We start from the raw sequence: 15,965 nt of genomic DNA on the forward strand, positions 1-15,965 counted from the left end.
CCCGGGGGTTGTCGGCCCGCGGGGCCCGGGCCCCCCCCCCCCCCACGCCAACTGAAATGGCGTCAGGCCGGCATCGGCGCCTCGATCGGCAGCGTGGGCGACGCCCTGGACAACGCGCTCATGGAGTCCTAGATCGGCCTCTGCAAGACGGAGCTGATCAAGCCCCGCAGGCCCAGGCGCGGCCTGGCCGACGTCGAGCTCGCCACTGCGGATTGGGTCGACTGGTTCAACAGCCAGCGTCTTCACGCAGAGATCAGAGATATCCCGCCTCACGAACGCGAGAGCAACTACTACGCTCAGCACCAGCCCCGACGGACAGCTGAGATCAACGCATAGAGCCTCCACCGATCCCGGAGCGGTTCAATCTGAGTGCTGGCCGAGACGATCAAAGGCTTCGTAGGCAAGGCCGGTTCGGCGAGCCGTCAACTTCGCGCACGGGGTCCGGGGAATGCGTGAGTGCGTGCGAGGACCACGACGATCACTGTGAAGACGGCGAGGACCGCAACCGCGATCATGAGCGACGCGGATCCGAGGCCGGCCAGGAGGATGCCGCCGATCAGGCCGCCGAGTCCGATGCCGCCGTTCCACATCGTGACCATCAACGGCTGGGCGGCGTCGGCGTGTTCGCGCGATGCTGTCATCAGTGCGCCCTGGAAGAGGGTCGCGGCCCCGCCGAAGGCGAGTCCCCATGCGGTCACCGCGACATGGTCCACGACCACGTTCCCGGACCAGAGGGTCAGTGCCACCGCCGCCGCGGCGAAGAACACCGTGCTGAGGATGACAAGGCGCCGGTGGTGCCGGTCGACGAACACGCCGGTGAGCCAGATGCTCAGGATCGAGGCGATACCGAAGGTGAGCAGGATCCACTGCACCTGGTCCGCGAGCCCGACTCCCGCCAGCACGGGCGCGATGTACGTGTAGAGGATGGTGTGTGCGAGCACGTACACGCCCGTGACGGCCAGGATGGTGCGAAGGCCTCCGATGCGCAGGAGGCGGCGAAGGGGCAACCGCTCGGCGGCCTCCTGGCCGGGGACGTTGGGCAGCTTCCACATCGCCCAGACGATGAGCAGCCCGCTCAGCACCGACATGAGGCCGAAGGTCACCTGCCAGCCCACCATCTGGCCGAGGAATGCCCCGATGGGAACACCCAGGGCGAGCGCGACGGGCGTACCGGCGAAAGCGAAGGCCATGGCCCTGCCCTTCAACGCGTCCGGAGCTATGCGCTGCGCATAGCCGCCGAGGATGCTCCACGTGACACCGGACGCCGCGCCCGCGACGAACCGCGCCACCATCGTGACCGTGTAGTCGACGGATATGGCCGTGCCGAGGTTGGCGATGAGGAATCCGATGAGCGCGACGATGAGGAGGTGTCGTCTGGGCCAGTTCGTCGTGGCGACCGCCACGGGGATCGCCGTGAGCATCGTGGCGAGGGCGTAGATGGTCACCGTCTGCCCGGCCATCGATTCGGAAACACCGAGCGCACGGCTCATCTCGGGGAGCACCCCTGCGGGCAGGGCCTCGGTGAGCGTGGTGATGAAACCTGCTGTGAAGAGTGCGACGAGAGCCGCGACGGGGAGGCGGTCCTCTCTCTGCGCATGCGGGATCGTGTCCTGAACCTTGGTCATTTCTTCTTCCTCCCGGCAGGCCGGAGCCGAAGCTCGACGGCCTGCCACGTCTCGGTGCATCACGTCTGCGTGCACCGCGTTCGCGGAACGTGGAGGATCCTGCAACTTTGACATCAATGTGAAGGCAAACAGGGCTGCCAGCGGCTTTTCTGGGGGGTGGACGGCTTGCCTTCTCATTGATGTGAAGGTGTGAACGTGGGTCACGCGCCGCCGGTCCGAGTGAACGACGAGCCGGCCGCACCCGTCCGCCGAGTGACCGCTGTTGAACTGGAGACTGTCCGTGACCGTTTCAGACCTCTTCGAGCCCCTCCCTCTTCTGCACGGCCCTGCGATGCGAAACCGGTTCATGATGGCGCCGCTGACAAGTCAGCAGAGTGAGCCGGGCGGTTTCCTGTCCGAGTTCGACAAGGACTGGATGCGCCAGCTGGCCCGAGGCGGCTACGGGCTGGTCCAGACGGGCGCGACGATCGTCGAAGCCGGTGGGATCGCGTGCGCTCGACAGCCGGGCATCTTCAGCGATGAGCACCTGCCCGGGCTGACAGAGGTGGCCGCTTCGATCCGCCGGAACGGCGGCCTGTCCGCGGTCCAGCTCCACCACGCGGGTCACCGTGCGAACCCGCGCTTCGGCGGTGTGCCGTCGCCTGCCTCCGGCAAGACGCTCCCCGACGTCTCGGCGCTGTCGACGGCAGAGGTGGAGCGCATCCGGGACAGTTTCATCGCAGGCGCCAAGCGAGCCGAGGCGGCCGGGTTCGACGGAGTCGCGGTCCACGGCGCCTTCGGTTGGATCCTGTCGGAGTTCATGTCCTCGATGCTCAACGACCGGACCGACAGGTACGGCGGCAGCCTTGGGAATCGCGCACGTTTCACCATCGAGGTGATCGAAGGGATCCGCCGGGAATGCGGACCCGACTTCCAGATCGGATGGCGTCTGTCGATCGAACGGTACGGCCTGCGCCTCGGAGAACTCCGGGAGATGACCGCGGAGATCCTCGACCGAGAGCTGATCGACTACCTGGATCTGGCCCTGTGGGACTACGGCCAGATCGTCCAGGAGGGTGCGTTCCGAGGGCGCACGATGCTCAGTGTCTTCGCTGATCTGCCGCGCAAGGGCGTCCGGCTTGGTGCGGCGGGCCGGATCAGGAGCGCCGAGCGTGCCGCGCGACTGCTGGACGAGGGATGCGACTTCGTGCTGATCGGCCGGGCCGGCATCCTGGAGCGGAACTGCCCCGTTTTGGTGGAGTCGGACTTTTCCCACCGGAGCCCGGCTCTTCCCGTGTCCGCGGACTTCCTGCGGAGAGGCGGATTGAGCGAGCGCTTCATCGACCATCTGCGCGGCTGGGGAGACTTCGTACGGCCCGGCAGCCTTTAGGAAGGGGACTGACCGGATCCGGCTGGAAGGATGCGAAGCGATGGAACTGGACTGGCACGGAGAGACACTTCACTACACCGACGAGGGCATCGCCGGTGACGCGATCCTGTTCCTCCATGATCTCGGCGGCAACGCGAACAACTGGCTGCATCAGCGCCGGGCCTTCGCACGGCATCATCGCGTGATCACCCTGGACCTGCCCGGTCACGGGCGATCCACGGGAACGAGAGTCCCGTTCGGGCACTACGCGAACGCCGCTCACGCGGTGCTCGACCATCTGCGAGTGGACCAGGTCTCAGTCGTGGGACTGGCGATGGGGGCGAGAGTCGGCATCATGCTCGCGGCACGGTCACCGCATCGTGTCAGGCGTCTGACGATCGTGAACGGGTACCTGGAGCTCCCGCCGCACGAGCGCCGGCAACGCGCCGAACTCTACGACCTGCTCCTGCGCCCGGGTGGTGCCCGCACATGGGCGGAGCTGCTGCTCGACGGCATGGGCGTCCACGGACACGCCGGCATAACGAGAGGTCTTCTGAAGTCGGCGGACCGCATCGATCCCGCACACGTGAACGCCGTCTTCCACCAGGTCGACGAGGCCGATCAGGTCGAGGAGTTCCGTGCATTGACCGTTCCCGTGCAGCTGATCGTGGGGGAGCGGGACCGCCTCGTCCCGTCGTCGTCCACCGATCAACTGGCCTCGCTCGCAGGTGAGGTGACGATCAGTCGTCTCTCCGGCAGTGGACACCTTCCCTACTTGGAGGATCCGGCGACGTTCAACCGCGTGCTCGGTGAGTTCGTGCACGGTGAGGATGGGTTCGTGCACGGTCAGGCGGCATCGGCGGACGACGCACCCCGGGACACAGCGCTCAGATAGTCGTCCAGAGCGTTCAGGTTCCGTGTCAGAACGGTGACGCGCTCCCGCAGCCGGTCTCGTTCTGCTGCGATCCGGCGAACGAAATCGGGGTCGTCGTACTGAGAACACGCGGCGGCGGCCAAGCACGGGAGGACCTCACGGATGATCTCGGTGGTCAGCCCCGCCCCCAACAGACCGCGGATCTGCCCGACCCTCTCCACGGCCGCCTCTTCGTAGCACCGGTAGCCGTTCTCCTCGCGACGAGGAGCGAGGAGACCCTGCTCCTCGTAGTAACGCAGAAGACGGGTCGACACACCGACCCGCTCCGAAAGCTCCTTGATCCTCATCAGCGCCCCTGCGGTTGAACGTCATACGTCGGCCGGCGTCGGCCTCGCCTTCAATGTTACCGAAAGTTCGGTAACATTGAAGAATGGCGCGTCCCCCCTCCATCGGCGAGGCTCAACTACTCGACCTGCTCATGCCCGTCTTCCGCGAGAAGGGCTTCGAAGGAGCCCTGATCGGCGACCTCTCGGCGGCCTCGGGCCTGCAGCGGGCGAGCCTTTACCACCGGTTCCCCGCCGGGAAGGAAGGGATCGCGGAGGCGGTCCTCACCGCCGTGGGCGAGCGTTTCCTGTGGATCCTGGAACCGCTGCGGACGGAGTCCGACGTCTCGCAGGGGATGGACGAGACCGCTCGCCGGCTGAGTGACTTCTACGGGGCGGGGGCGTTGTCGTGCGTCCTCGACACCATGACGCTGGCGGGCGCTCCGGCGAAGGTTCGTGAACACGCCCGCTCGCTCGCCGTGACGTGGATCGAGGCGATGGTCGAAGCCGCGCAGCGCGCGGGTCGGGGCCCCGATGACGCGCGGCGCGTCGCCAAAGACGTGTTCCTGCGGATCGAGGGGGCCTTGGTGCTTGCCCGGGTGTTGGGTGACACGGAGCCCTTCACGGAAGCCGTGGCCCTTTTGCCGACCCTTCTGGCGCCCGAGCGGGTCTAGGTGCCTGTCTGAACCGGGCTGGAGGCCGAGCGCCGCTGTTCCCGGGATTCCGGCACCGGCCCTTCTCCCGTAGCGCCTCGGCAGCTGCCGCACGGTGACTGTCCACCCACCGGCCGCCCATGCGCTGATGTCGATGAGCGGCCTGCGAGTCGTGCCCGGCCGACCCTGCGGACGCTGGCCGCACTCCACCGAACGCGCCGCAAGAGCTGAGCCCAGGAACGCGACACGCACCTTCACGAATGTGGCACAGGTCACTTTTGCAAGTTTACCGAACGTACGGTAAAAATGAACTCGTCCACCTCGTACGACTCTTGAGGAGCATCCGTAATGAGCAGTAAGACCGCAGTCGTGGTTCTGTCCGACCCGTCGACCGGTACTGACGAAGCGCTGGGGCGGGTCTTCGACGCCCTCGCCACTGCCTGGGAGTTCGCGCAGGAGGGCGAGGCCCTGGTGCTGTTCCAGGGAACCGGCACGCGCTGGCCCGCCGTGCTGGCCGACTCGGATCACCCCGCCCATGAGCTCTACGCGGCGGTGAAGAAGCAGGTTGCCACGGTGGCCTCCTCGGGCTGCACGACCGTCTTCGGCGCGAACAAGGGCATCGAGGATGAGGGGATCAAGCAGATCGGCCAGAACCAGGCGCCCGGCACCCCGGGCGTCGCGAGCATCCGGGAACTGGTGGAGTCCGGCTACCGGATTCTGACCTTCTGATGCCACGGCGCCTTTCGCCGCTCATGGAGCGCGGCAGGGCGCTGTGATTCTCCGGGAGCGGTCGGAGAGCCCGGAACCTGGAGTAGCCGGAGTAGCTGGAACAGGGAGAGGGCTGCGGCCGATCACCTCGCCCGGCCCATGCGGGGGAAGTGCATGTTCCCTTGCTGTCGGTGGCCGTCCCGCACGCTGCGGGACGGCCACCGGAACGGTTCCCTCGGTCCCTCAGCCCCTTGGGCGAGGTTGCGCGAAGGTACCGGCGACGCGAGACGAGGCGGCCGGATGCCGGCCCCACGCGACGGCCGCTCAGGACGCCCTCTACGCCGTATGACGTTGGGCGCGTCGTTGTACATCCCTCTGGCCTGTGCCCTCGCCCCCACGACCACCTGGAGTCTTGATGTCAGTCCCAGATCTGTTCAATCCGCTCACTCTTTCGCACGGTCCTGCCATGCGAAATCGGTTCATGCTGGCGCCGCTCACCAATCAGCAGAGTGAACATGACGGTTCCGTGTCCGCAATCGATCAGGAGTGGATCAGGCAGCTCGCGCAAGGCGATTACGCCTTGATCCAGACTGCTGCCGCCACCGTCGAACCCGGCGCCAAGGCATTCGTGCGCCAGCTCGGAATCCACAGTGATGAGCATCTTCCCGGCCTGGCCGAAATGGCCACTTCGGTCCGGGAGGGAGGGGCCTTGTCGGCAGTACAGCTGCACCACGCCGGCCATCGCGCCCGCCCGGAACTGGGAGGCGTTCCGGCTCCGGCTTCCAGCAACACGGTGCCGGGTGTCAAAGCACTTGCAACGGAACAGGTGGAGGGCATCCGCGACAGCTTCATCGCGGCCGCGGTCAGGGCGGAGAGGGCAGGATTCGACGGCGTCTCCGTGCACGGCGCTTTCGGATGGATCTTGTCAGAGTTCATGTCCCCCCTGCTCAACAACCGTACGGACAAATACGGCGGAAATGCTGAGAATCGAGCACGCCTCACCATCGAGGTGATCGAAGGGATCCGCAGGGCGTGCGGTCCCGAATTCCAGATCGGCTGGCGTCTGTCGGTCGAGCGTTACGGGCTGCGTCTGGCGGAACTGCGCGAGATCGTCACCGAGATCCTTGATCAGGAATTGATCGACTACCTAGATCTTGCCCTGTGGGACTCCGCACAGATCGTGCAGGAGGGGGAGTTCCGCGGAAAGACGATGCTCAGCGTCTTCACGGACCTTCCCCGAAAGGGTGTGCGCGTGGGAGCCGCGGGAAAGGTCAGGAGCGCCCGGCGTGCTGGGCAGTTGCTGGACGAGGGCTGCGACTTCGTACTGATCGGCCGAGCCGGCATTCTCCAGCGGGACTTCCCCCGGCAGGTGAGGTCCGACCCGCTGTACGAGAGTCCGGAACTTCCCGTGACGGCGCAGTACTTGCGGGAGGGAGGGCTGAGTGAGCGCTTCATCAACTACGTCAAGGGATGGCAGACCCTGGTCTACTGAACCGGCACCGTTCCAGCACTCATCGCACAGGAAATCACCCGACCCAGGATTGTGGCCACGATGACGAAGAAAGCCGACATCAACTTCTACTTCGACCCCGTCTGCCCCTTCGCATGGATGACGAGCAAGTGGATTCGGCTGGTTCAGGCACAGCGCGAGTACACCGTCGAGTGGCGGTTCATCTCCCTGCGCCTGATCAACTCGCACCTCGACTACGACAGTCACTTCCCCCCGGAGTACGCGGCCCAGCACACGGCGGGCCTACGGCTGCTGAGAGTGGCCTCGGCGGCCCGGGAGAGACACGGTCGCGACGTGACCGGACCGCTCTACCAGGCCTTCGGCGCGCGCATCATGGAGGCCGGCCCCGACGACGGGCGGGCCCCCGGGTGGCAGGCCGACCCTGCCCTCGTCTCGGAGGCCCTCGCGGAGGCCGACCTCCCGACCTCGCTCGTCGACGCACTCGACGACACGGCCCGCGACGTCGAGATCCAGGCCGAGTCCGACGAAGCGCTGTCACTGACGGGCAAGGACGTCGGCACACCGATCGTGCACTTCGAGCCGCCCCAGGGCGTCGCCTTCTTCGGGCCGGTGATCAGTCGGCTGCCCGACGAGGAACAAGCAGGGGTGCTGTGGGATCACGTCATCGGTCTCGCCCGATTCCCCGGCTTCGCCGAGCTCAAGCGCAGTCTGCGTGAGCGGCCGCAACTGCCCTCGTTCGGGGTGACGCCAGGGCAGACGGGCACGACCGAGGACTGGCACGCGGGAAGCCGCCGACTCAAGAAGTAGGCGCAGTGGCGCATCGGTGGCGACCGGCCCCAGCTCTGACAAGTACGAGCTCCCGGTTTTGGAGGGGCCGGCCGGGACGGGCCCAAACTGTGAGGGCTGACGCACTCGGGCTGGAGGCGTCCTCGCGGATCCAGGCCCGCCCGCTGAACGAGATGGGTGGCATCGCCCGGAGCGCGGGCTGCTCGGGAGCCCCGTACGCGATCGCGGTCGGTCGGCTACTGCTTCGATCCCGCGGAGTCGGCCGGCTTGCCGGAGAAGGGACTGGAGCCGTCGGCGCGTGAGCTTCGCTGCGGCGGTGGGTGTGGGAACCGCGGCAAGGATCCACCTCGCCGCCCACACCGGACTCGCGCCCGCGGACCGGACCACGAGCGGTCGGCCCGGAGAGGGTGGGCAGCACTGGCGCCTGGTCGGCGGAGGCAAGGGTGAGGCATACGCCTGGGGGTTCTGGAAGACGGCGGGGCCAGGACGCAGGCTGCTGGTCCGGGTCGATGCCCAGAAGCGTGTGCTCAGGACACGGGAGCGCAGGAAGCAACTCCAGCGCTGGACTCACCGCCGCGACCGACTCTAGACCTCTTTGAGGCGCAGAAGGGAGTCGCGCTGAGGGCTCAAGCGGACGCGATGACCGCTTGGGCGGTGAGGCCTAGGCCGACGATTACGACCAGGAGAGCGGTGGCCACGGGTCCGAGGCGGGTGAGGACGCGAACGGCGCGAGTGTGGCTGCCGGATGACGATTTCAGGCGGGCTTCCAGGCGTTCCCGCAGTCCCACCAGGAGGAGGCCGACGAGGGTGAGAGTCGCGGCCATGCCTAGGCCGTAGGCGATGACCAGGAATACCCCGAAAGCGGTCCGGCCCAGCGCTACGGCGCCGAGGAGGACGACGAGGGCGGACGGGCTGGGTACAAGGCCGCCGGCGATGCCGATCCCGATGAGGCCGCCCCGGCCGGCGCGGCTGGGCTCGGTGTGGTGGTGGGCGGCGCCGAGAGGTGCGGCGTCCGCGGGCTTGACGAGCGTGGCCACGGCGCCGCTTCTGCCCGGCTGAGGAGCCCGGCGCCGTGGGAGGAGTTCCCTGAGTTCCTTGAGGCTGCTACTGACTGAAATGGGGTCATGGTTCTCATGGCTGTGGTGGCTGTGGTGGCTGTGGTGGCTGTGGTGGTGCCCGTGGTCGTGGCCTTCGCCGTGCTGGTGGTGGTGACCGAGATGGGGCTTGTTGCGCAGGGCGGAGGCGAGGAGCCACAGCCCGATGCCCGTGACGATCAGGCCGCTTGCCGCGCCCAGCCAGGTCAGGACGGTCTCGCCAGCCAGGTGGGTGGCGACGGGGAGAGCGAGTCCCAGTACGAGCACACCTGCCGTGTGGGTCAGGGTGACAGTGGCGCCGACCGTTACCGCGTCGCGTCGCGTACCGCGCCGACCGGCGAGGTAGGAGGCCATGATGGTTTTCCCGTGCCCTGGCAGCACAGCGTGCGAGGCTCCGAGAACCAGCGCCAGTAGCAGGGCCAACAGGCCGATGGGCAGGGTGAGTTCGCGGGCGCCGACGAGCGAGTCGAAGGCGGCTGAGGTCTTCCCCAGGACCTGGTCGAACCAGCCCGCGCCGGGCAGGGCGGTCCCGCCCGAACTCGCCTCTGCGCTCGCGCCCGGCACCGTGCGCAGTCGGGCGGCTCGTTGATCCAGCGGGCTAGCCGCCGGGTCATCCGGGTAGTGCCTCAGTTCGTCGGTGCGGGAGACGCTCGGCAGGTCGGTACCGGGGATGCGGACGCCGTCGCCCGACACGGTCATCTCGCGCCAGCCGATGCGCTGTGCGGGGTAGTTCGTACGGATGCCGATGTTTGCGGGGCGGGAGAGGTCGGCGGCGGTCGTGTAGGCGCAGGTGAGGCGGCTGGTTGTGAGGCCCGCATCGCCGCGTTCGTAGGTCAGTCCCGACGAGATTACTCGCCAGGCGACGGGGGTTTCCCGCACGGTGGCATGGAGTTGGTCGGCGAGAGCCGAGCAGCCGACCTCGGCGTATGCGCGTGCCTCGGTGGGGGAGATGGCGCCGTCGAAGTCGTCGTCGATGTCGGCGCGTTCCTGCAGTGTTGCGATCTCCGCTCGGTCGACGATGACTGTCGCGTTGATCCGGTCGGGGTGCAGGCGGAGACCGGTGTGGTAATTGACGGTGAAGTTGCCCAGGGGGTGTGCGGGCGCCGCGTCGGCCGGGGAGAGCCCGCCTGCGGTGGCCAGGGCGATCGAGACGGCTGTGAGTGTGGCGCGTTGCAGGGCGTGGTTCATGAGGTGTCGTCGATCCGTTGGAGCAGGGCACGTGCCGTGGCCGCGTGCAGGGGATGGAAGTGCGGCTCGGTACGCAATGCCGTCTTGAGGTCCGAGCGCGCCGCGGTGTCGTCGCCGAGGGAGTGGTGGATGACCGCGCGGTGGTACAGGAACAGTGCGCTGCGGGTACCGAGGTTGAGTGCATGGTCGGCCTGTCGCAGTGCCTCGCGGTTCTGGCCGTCGCGGTGCAGGGCCCAGGCCAGCGCGTCGTGAACGGCGATGAACGGCCGTGCGCGCAAAGTCTCCTGCGCCATCGTCACCGCTTGTGCGGGGCGGCCGTGGTCGGCTTCGAAGAGGATCGCGTCGGTGTCGGCCGGGGTGGCGCCGGAGCGGCGGATGGCTTCCTGGCCGCGCAGGACGGCGTACTGTGCCTCGGCTTCCTGCGGATGGCCGAGTGACTGCTGGAGTTCACCCAGGCCGAGCAGGTAGTGGGGCAGCGGGGCGATGGCGATCGCGGCCCGGTAGTCGGCAAGAGCCTGACGGGTGTTTCCCAGGGCTGCCTGAGCCCGCGCGCGGGCTTCGAGGAGGGCCGAGTCGCGCGGTGCCTGGCGCAGACCTGCCTGCGCCTCACGTTGCGCCTGACGGGCGTCGCCGCTCTGCAGGGCGAGGGTGGACAGGACGGCGTGGGCGAAGGACCGCTCGCCGGTGGTCGAGGCGGCGTTCAGCGAACGCCTCATGAGTGTGACTGCCTGGCCGGTGTCGCCGCGCAGCTCGAAGGTGTACGAGGCGCGGGCGAGGGCGGGTGCGTCCGGGCGCAGGTCGTTCATCCGCTGAACAGCCCGGTAGGCGGCGGGATACCGGCCGAGCTGGGTGTAGGCGTCGGCGAGGACTCCGTAGGCGACCGGGTTGTACGGGTTGCTCGCGGTCGCCTGCCGGGCCCAGTCGAGTGCGGTGCGGAAGTCGTGGCGTGCTGCCGCGAGGGCCCCCATGCCGATCTGTGCGTTGGTGTTGTCGTCGGGTTGTGCGGCCAGCGATCGCCGCAGGGCCTTCTCGGCACGGTTGTAGGTACCGGGATCGGCGGTGGTGCGGGCCTGCTGGACGTAGGCCATGCCCAGAGCGGCCCACGCGCCGGCGTCCTGAGGCACGTGGTGTACGCGGTCCTGCAGGGCGCCGAGCGTGCCTCTGGCCGGTGCCGGGCGGCCGGTGGCCTCGGCCGCCGTCGTGGTGTTTGCGTCCGGAGTCAGGACTACGGCGCCGGTGGTGAACAGGGCCGCGCCCAGTGCCAGGGTGACGACGGCACTGCGCAATCGGCGGCTGGCCCGTGAGGGGCCCGGTGTGGAGGCTTGGTTGTGCATGAGGGCTCCCTGCTGAGGTAGCCGGTGCCCGGCCCGCTGTGGCAGGGGCGGACACCGGCGCAATGCCTCGTGACCCGAAGGCGTCAGCTGGTCTTGTTGCGGCGGCGCAGCCGCCAGCCGCCGACGCCCAGCATCAGGGAGCCCAGAGCACCGGCACCGGCGGCGCTGGAGGTCCTCAGCGACGACTGCTGTGCCTGGGTTCCGCCGGGCCCGCTGTTCACGGACTTGGTGTGGGGCAGGGCCAGGTAGGGGAACGACGTGTCGAAGGGCCGGTCGTTGGCATTGACCTTGTCGCCGTCGGCCAGTGCGGGGACGAGCGTGCCGGTCTGGGCCGCGCCCTCCACGGCCTGGAGCGAGATGTCGATGGCGTCGTCGGTGAGGCGACGACCGTTGGGGAATCCCGCGAGGTCTCCGGCGAGCACGCCGTACCGCTGGGGGTTGGCGGTGGGAGGCACGGCCATGTTCAGGCGCAGTTCCTCGGCGGGCACGATCTGCTTGCGGCTTGCGTCCCTGTTCAGCCGGTGGGCGTTGAGGTCGGCCTTGATGGGCCCGCATGCCTTGCAGATGCCGGTCAGGTAGATCTCTGCGAGGTCGTTGCGGGGAGTGGCGGGTGCCGGAACTCCGTAGACCTTCTGGATCAGCTTGGGCAGGATGGGGTCGTAGACCTTGTCCACGACCGGCTTGACGGTGCGGTCCTGGTCCGGGTTGAGAGTGTTGAAGGCGTCCTTGTACTTCAGCGGGACGACGACCTCGTTGACCAGCGGATTGCCCAGCCGTGAAACCTGCCGCCACTTGTCGTGGCGGGTGCGCGAGTCGGCGACCTGTACGCCCTCGCGGTCGGTGGTGGACCAGACGCCGATGACCGGGTTGCGTGAGCTGTTACCCCTGAGCGCAAGCTCCTTCTTGGGGATCTGCAGGGCGACGGAGTTGACGTTGTAGCCCGCGAGGGTGTCCTGTCCTCGCTCGGACAGGTTGCCGCCGTACAGGAGGTCGAAGACGCGCAGGTCCGCGAAGAACGGGTCGTCGGCCTGCCCCGCGAAAGTCTTGCCGCCCCCGGCGAGGGAGCTCACCGCCTGGTTGCGCAGCGCGCCGTAGTTGGGCATCGAGGCAGGTCCCACCCGTGACGGTGCCACCGGCACGTTGGACTTGAGGACCCGGCTCCTGCCGTTCTTGGTGAGGACCAGGTCGTAGACCTGGCGGAAGTTCAGGTCCGGGTCGGTCAGTGAGGTGACCTGTCCGGTGTTGTAGAGGAACTGGTTGGCCGCGTCGCGGACCTGGTTGTGGAAGCGCCAGGTGTAGGTGACGTCCGACACCCCGTCACCGTTGTTGTCGATCTTGATGTTGTAGCGGGCGTCGTCCGCGAAGGCGTAGAAGTTCGGACCGCCGTTGGGCTCCTCGAACGGGATCCAGTTCGCGACGAGAGTGACGCTGTCGGACTTGTCGGGACTGGTGAATGCGTAGACGTCGGTGTTGTCCGCCCGCGGGTCACCGGCGATGAGCGGCGCCTCACGGTGACTGGACGCCTCACTGACACCGGGCGCCAGGCTCACAACGCTCACCGAGACGGCCAGAGTGCCGGTGCCGAGTGCGAGCAGGGAGTGGTCCAGGACACGTCGCGAACGGCGTCTTGCGGTCGTTGCCTTCACAGAGTTCCTTCCAGGGGCAGACAGGCTTCACCCGACACCCTGTGGACGGGATCGGATGGAGATATGGGAGACGGATGGCATTGACGGTCGGCACCGCGGCGAAAGAACACGCACTGTCCGGAGCGACAGAAAGGCAACGGGGCTGTCGGTCCGGGACACACCACCACGCAATTGCTGCGCAAGCAGCATGAAAGCATGCCAAGCGGTCGGCGGGGTGGAGTTCTGCCTCCGGCCGGATGGTCGGCTGGCCCCATGCGGCGGCGAATTCACATGTCAGGGCGGCGTTCCCGGGCTGGACCGCCACCCAGATTCCGTCTCCGACACGAAGGAATCCGCTAGTCCGAACGATGAATCGCCTCCTTGTCGCATGAGGTGCGCAATGAGATTGGTGAAGCAACGAGACTGCCGGTAGGCGCTGTTGGCCATCCGCCGGTCGCGCGACCAGGGCTGGGCCGGGGACATGACCGGGCATGGAGGCGCAGCGGGCGGCGGTGCCGAAGCCGCCGCCCGCACGGATCCCCTTGCCCGTACCGCTCCTGATCAAAGTGGCGCACTGCGCCAGCCATGATCCGGACAAGGGGACCATCCGGTCCATGGCGCCCCGTTAACGGCCATGGACTGGAGCATCAGGGCGTCGCGGAGCGACGCTGCCGGGTACGTGGCTCGTACCTGGCACTGACCCTCACCACGTATTCCGGTACGGCAAGCCGGATGGCTCGCTCCGAGAGCTCTCTTTCGCTCGATCGGCCTATCGCTGACGTCGCTCAGTGGGGGTGGTGGCACCGTCATGGAGGGTGGAGCTGTCCCGAAGCTGCTGGTTCGCTCCGGCTGCGAGCTCAGCTACGGTGCCGCCGTATCCGCAGTGGTGGACAGCACTTTGTTTTCCTGCCTCATGCCGAGGGCGGTGAGGAAAGGCCGGGGGCGCTGGAGGCTGCCTGAGTGTCGGTCCCCGTGGTGACTTCACCTATGGGGTTCTTCACGTTAAGTGATGCGGAGGCCCAGGGGGCCGGGCAGGGTTCGGGCTTCCACGACACGCATTTGCTCAATGAGGGAGGGGGAGCCGGTGCCGGACCTGTCCAAAGGCCGGGGCTGGCATTGGATGCGCTGGCCGGCCGGGATGTGCCTGCGCCCGTCGATGCGGCATGAGCCCGCGTCGAACCTGCTCGACGCTGCGCCGGGGCAATGCGGTAGATCATGAGGCGGCGCTGTTGCGGTCAGGTTCCGGCTGCCGAGGCGGGCGTGACGTCGGCGGTGTTCACCAGAGGGCGGGAACGGTTTGGCGAACGTCGTTCCCGCAGCGAGATGAAGCTCTCCGGCAGGGGCAACATTCGCGGTTGCCCCTGGCGAACGGCCTCGGGCCCCTGTGCTCCCGAGATCGGGCCATGTGTGCTGCACACCCACTCGTGTCCGATGGAGCCTCGTCGTCTTCCTCGTCGCCCGGAATCCGAGGACCGGACGAGGGGACTGGCGAAGGCGTTGTTGTGGTCCACCGTCTCCGAAAGGGCCCAGGTGTGAGCGTTTTTCGGGCGGGTATCGGTCGCGCCGGACTCGCCTTGATGACGGACGCCAGCGGGAGACCGCCAGCATCCGTGAGAGCAGGGGCCGTGTGAGCCACCGGCGGCAGCACGCGGCTTTCCGAGCCCGGCCCGCTCCGTACTTCACGTTGCTTGGCGACGGCACCTGATGGTGGGACGCCGCAGCCGAGTGCCTCTCCGCACCTGCTATGGCCGTCCCGTCAACAAAGAAGGATCAAGCAGACGGCTGAGGTGCGAGCTGAATGGCTAGGCGGTGAGAGGGACGCGGGCGCTGACGCGTTTGCCGGAGGGCTGGAGGCAGACGTGGAAGTGGCTGGCGACGGCTTTCACGATCTCAAGTCCGTGCTGGCCGATCCGTTTGGGGTCTGCGGAGCGTGGGATCGGCCGGATCCGGGTGCTGTCCTGGACGGTCACTTCGACCATGGGACCGGTGATGCGCAGTTCCATTCGGATCGGGCCGGGGGCGTGGCGGTGGGCGTTGGTGACCAGTTCGCTGACGACGAGCTGGGTGAGGTCCACGGCGCGCTCGGAGACGGTCACGTTCTTCTCGGTTTGGGCGCGGGTTAGGAAGTCGGCAGCGAGGCGGCGTGCGTGGGCGATGCAGAAGGTGTCTCCGTTCAGAGGTGTTGCGAGGGACAGGGGACGAGGGGTGTCCGGCGTGTGTTCACCGTCGTCCCGGATCGACTTCATCTATGTATGCCCGCCTTCGCTATTGCTTGTCCGCCCCGGGTACCCGTATGCGCCCTGCCCCAAGCAGTTCCAGCCGGACCGGACGGTGTGGCCGTGCATGCTGCTCGGCGTTTCCGGGGCAGTATGGGGATATGGGCTCGGTTTCGAACACGTCAGCGAACGCAGTCGAGGACACGGTGGCCACGTCGCGCTCCGCACAGCCCGGCTTGCTGTCGGCCGGTTCCACCAGCATCGACGGCGTGCACGTCGTCACCCTGCGCGGCGAACGGACCACACGGCACGCGAGCACGCGGGGAAGGCACTCGCTCCTGCGGCCGGTGATACGCCCGCGAGGACGGTGACCGACTCCAGCGGTGTCGGCGTGCTCATCGACGCCTGCAAGGCAGGAGAGGCGACTGGGTACGGGTGGCCGGCGCGCAGGCGCCGGTGATGCGCCTGCTGAGCTGGTCGGCCTGGACACCGTCATCGTCTGCTACCCCACAGTGGATCAGACCTTGAAACGCTGACGCCGCCAGGCGCGGCCAAGCCGGATACTTCCCCGTGCCCGTGCCCGTGCCCGTGCCCGTGCCCGGTCGGCGCTGGGATGCGGCGTCCGGCCCACGCCCCGCGGTGTTAGCGAAAAAAGGCCCGGGTAGGTCTGCCACGAGGGCGCCGCGATCCCTTGCGGCCGCTCGCTGCTCCACACATGAA

General features: G+C 67.8%; 14 protein-coding genes. 8 read left to right on the forward strand and 6 right to left on the reverse strand.

What is annotated here, in order from left to right:
• Positions 1 to 153 precede the first annotated feature (153 nt).
• Positions 154 to 336, forward strand: coding sequence for a hypothetical protein (locus tag ACFVH5_RS06505; RefSeq protein ID WP_385832518.1), 183 nt, complete (start codon positions 154 to 156; stop codon positions 334 to 336).
• Positions 337 to 422: 86 nt separating this feature from the next.
• On the opposite strand, the gene ACFVH5_RS06510 is transcribed toward ACFVH5_RS06505, so the two are convergent.
• Positions 423 to 1,625: an MFS transporter gene (locus ACFVH5_RS06510; RefSeq protein WP_385832469.1), complete on the reverse strand. Its 1,203-nt coding sequence runs from the start codon at positions 1,623 to 1,625 to the stop codon at positions 423 to 425.
• 280 nt (positions 1,626 to 1,905) lie between these two features.
• Here ACFVH5_RS06510 and ACFVH5_RS06515 point away from each other — a divergent pair, with 280 nt between their 5' ends.
• Both ACFVH5_RS06515 and ACFVH5_RS06520 read left to right on the forward strand, forming a co-directional pair.
• Positions 1,906 to 2,994: an NADH:flavin oxidoreductase gene (locus tag ACFVH5_RS06515; protein WP_385832470.1), complete on the forward strand. Its 1,089-nt coding sequence runs from the start codon at positions 1,906 to 1,908 to the stop codon at positions 2,992 to 2,994.
• A 40-nt stretch (positions 2,995 to 3,034) separates the two neighbouring features.
• On the forward strand, positions 3,035 to 3,868 hold the full coding sequence (locus ACFVH5_RS06520) for an alpha/beta fold hydrolase (RefSeq protein WP_385832471.1): 834 nt from the start codon (positions 3,035 to 3,037) through the stop codon (positions 3,866 to 3,868).
• On the opposite strand, the gene ACFVH5_RS06525 is transcribed toward ACFVH5_RS06520, so the two are convergent.
• The gene (locus ACFVH5_RS06525) at positions 3,820 to 4,194 is read right to left on the reverse strand and encodes a MerR family transcriptional regulator (protein ID WP_385832472.1); all 375 of its coding nucleotides are present in this window, start codon (positions 4,192 to 4,194) and stop codon (positions 3,820 to 3,822) included. The genes ACFVH5_RS06520 and ACFVH5_RS06525 overlap by 49 nt on opposite strands.
• A gap of 83 nt (positions 4,195 to 4,277) precedes the next feature.
• Here ACFVH5_RS06525 and ACFVH5_RS06530 point away from each other — a divergent pair, with 83 nt between their 5' ends.
• The 5 genes from ACFVH5_RS06530 (at position 4,278) to ACFVH5_RS06550 (ending at position 8,377) form a co-directional block, all read left to right on the forward strand.
• Positions 4,278 to 4,844: a TetR/AcrR family transcriptional regulator gene (locus ACFVH5_RS06530; protein WP_385832473.1), complete on the forward strand. Its 567-nt coding sequence runs from the start codon at positions 4,278 to 4,280 to the stop codon at positions 4,842 to 4,844.
• Between the two features lie 327 nt (positions 4,845 to 5,171).
• Positions 5,172 to 5,552 (forward strand): hypothetical protein, encoded by a 381-nt coding sequence (locus ACFVH5_RS06535; protein WP_385832474.1) that lies wholly within the window; start codon positions 5,172 to 5,174, stop codon positions 5,550 to 5,552.
• 394 nt (positions 5,553 to 5,946) lie between these two features.
• Positions 5,947 to 7,023 (forward strand): NADH:flavin oxidoreductase, encoded by a 1,077-nt coding sequence (locus tag ACFVH5_RS06540; protein ID WP_385832475.1) that lies wholly within the window; start codon positions 5,947 to 5,949, stop codon positions 7,021 to 7,023.
• Between the two features lie 60 nt (positions 7,024 to 7,083).
• On the forward strand, positions 7,084 to 7,809 hold the full coding sequence (locus tag ACFVH5_RS06545; RefSeq protein ID WP_385832476.1) for a hypothetical protein: 726 nt from the start codon (positions 7,084 to 7,086) through the stop codon (positions 7,807 to 7,809).
• Positions 7,810 to 8,086: 277 nt separating this feature from the next.
• Positions 8,087 to 8,377, forward strand: coding sequence for a hypothetical protein (locus ACFVH5_RS06550; protein WP_385832477.1), 291 nt, complete (start codon positions 8,087 to 8,089; stop codon positions 8,375 to 8,377).
• Between the two features lie 37 nt (positions 8,378 to 8,414).
• On the opposite strand, the gene ACFVH5_RS06555 is transcribed toward ACFVH5_RS06550, so the two are convergent.
• From ACFVH5_RS06555 to ACFVH5_RS06570, 4 genes are all read right to left on the reverse strand, one after another.
• A complete protein-coding gene (locus tag ACFVH5_RS06555) occupies positions 8,415 to 10,070 on the reverse strand; it encodes a nickel transporter (protein ID WP_385832478.1) in 1,656 nt (551 codons plus the stop codon).
• A complete protein-coding gene (locus ACFVH5_RS06560) occupies positions 10,067 to 11,404 on the reverse strand; it encodes a tetratricopeptide repeat protein (RefSeq protein WP_385832479.1) in 1,338 nt (445 codons plus the stop codon). The genes ACFVH5_RS06555 and ACFVH5_RS06560 overlap by 4 nt, the downstream gene beginning before the upstream one ends.
• 83 nt (positions 11,405 to 11,487) lie before the next feature.
• Entirely contained in the window at positions 11,488 to 13,050 is a 1,563-nt protein-coding gene (locus ACFVH5_RS06565; RefSeq protein WP_385832480.1) for a DUF4331 domain-containing protein, read from the reverse strand.
• Positions 13,051 to 14,831: 1,781 nt separating this feature from the next.
• Positions 14,832 to 15,275: an ATP-binding protein gene (locus ACFVH5_RS06570; protein ID WP_385832481.1), complete on the reverse strand. Its 444-nt coding sequence runs from the start codon at positions 15,273 to 15,275 to the stop codon at positions 14,832 to 14,834.
• Between the last annotated feature and the right edge of the window lie 690 nt (positions 15,276 to 15,965).

The sequence above is a fragment of the Streptomyces sp. NPDC127119 genome (assembly GCF_042677425.1).
Taxonomy (GTDB): domain Bacteria; phylum Actinomycetota; class Actinomycetes; order Streptomycetales; family Streptomycetaceae; genus Streptomyces.

What these genes read in the sequence shown, in the direction of transcription:
- ACFVH5_RS06540 (WP_385832475.1), top strand. Translation starts at nt 5,947, where the DNA reads ATGTCAGTCCCAGATCTGTTCAATCCGCTCACTCTTTCGCACGGTCCT.
- ACFVH5_RS06520 (WP_385832471.1), top strand. Translation starts at nt 3,035, where the DNA reads ATGGAACTGGACTGGCACGGAGAGACACTTCACTACACCGACGAGGGC.
- ACFVH5_RS06535 (WP_385832474.1), top strand. Translation starts at nt 5,172, where the DNA reads ATGAGCAGTAAGACCGCAGTCGTGGTTCTGTCCGACCCGTCGACCGGT.
- ACFVH5_RS06510 (WP_385832469.1), bottom strand. Translation starts at nt 1,625, where the DNA reads ATGACCAAGGTTCAGGACACGATCCCGCATGCGCAGAGAGAGGACCGC.
- ACFVH5_RS06545 (WP_385832476.1), top strand. Translation starts at nt 7,084, where the DNA reads ATGACGAAGAAAGCCGACATCAACTTCTACTTCGACCCCGTCTGCCCC.
- ACFVH5_RS06570 (WP_385832481.1), bottom strand. Translation starts at nt 15,275, where the DNA reads ATGAAGTCGATCCGGGACGACGGTGAACACACGCCGGACACCCCTCGT.
- ACFVH5_RS06555 (WP_385832478.1), bottom strand. Translation starts at nt 10,070, where the DNA reads ATGAACCACGCCCTGCAACGCGCCACACTCACAGCCGTCTCGATCGCC.
- ACFVH5_RS06525 (WP_385832472.1), bottom strand. Translation starts at nt 4,194, where the DNA reads ATGAGGATCAAGGAGCTTTCGGAGCGGGTCGGTGTGTCGACCCGTCTT.
- ACFVH5_RS06560 (WP_385832479.1), bottom strand. Translation starts at nt 11,404, where the DNA reads ATGCACAACCAAGCCTCCACACCGGGCCCCTCACGGGCCAGCCGCCGA.
- ACFVH5_RS06530 (WP_385832473.1), top strand. Translation starts at nt 4,278, where the DNA reads ATGGCGCGTCCCCCCTCCATCGGCGAGGCTCAACTACTCGACCTGCTC.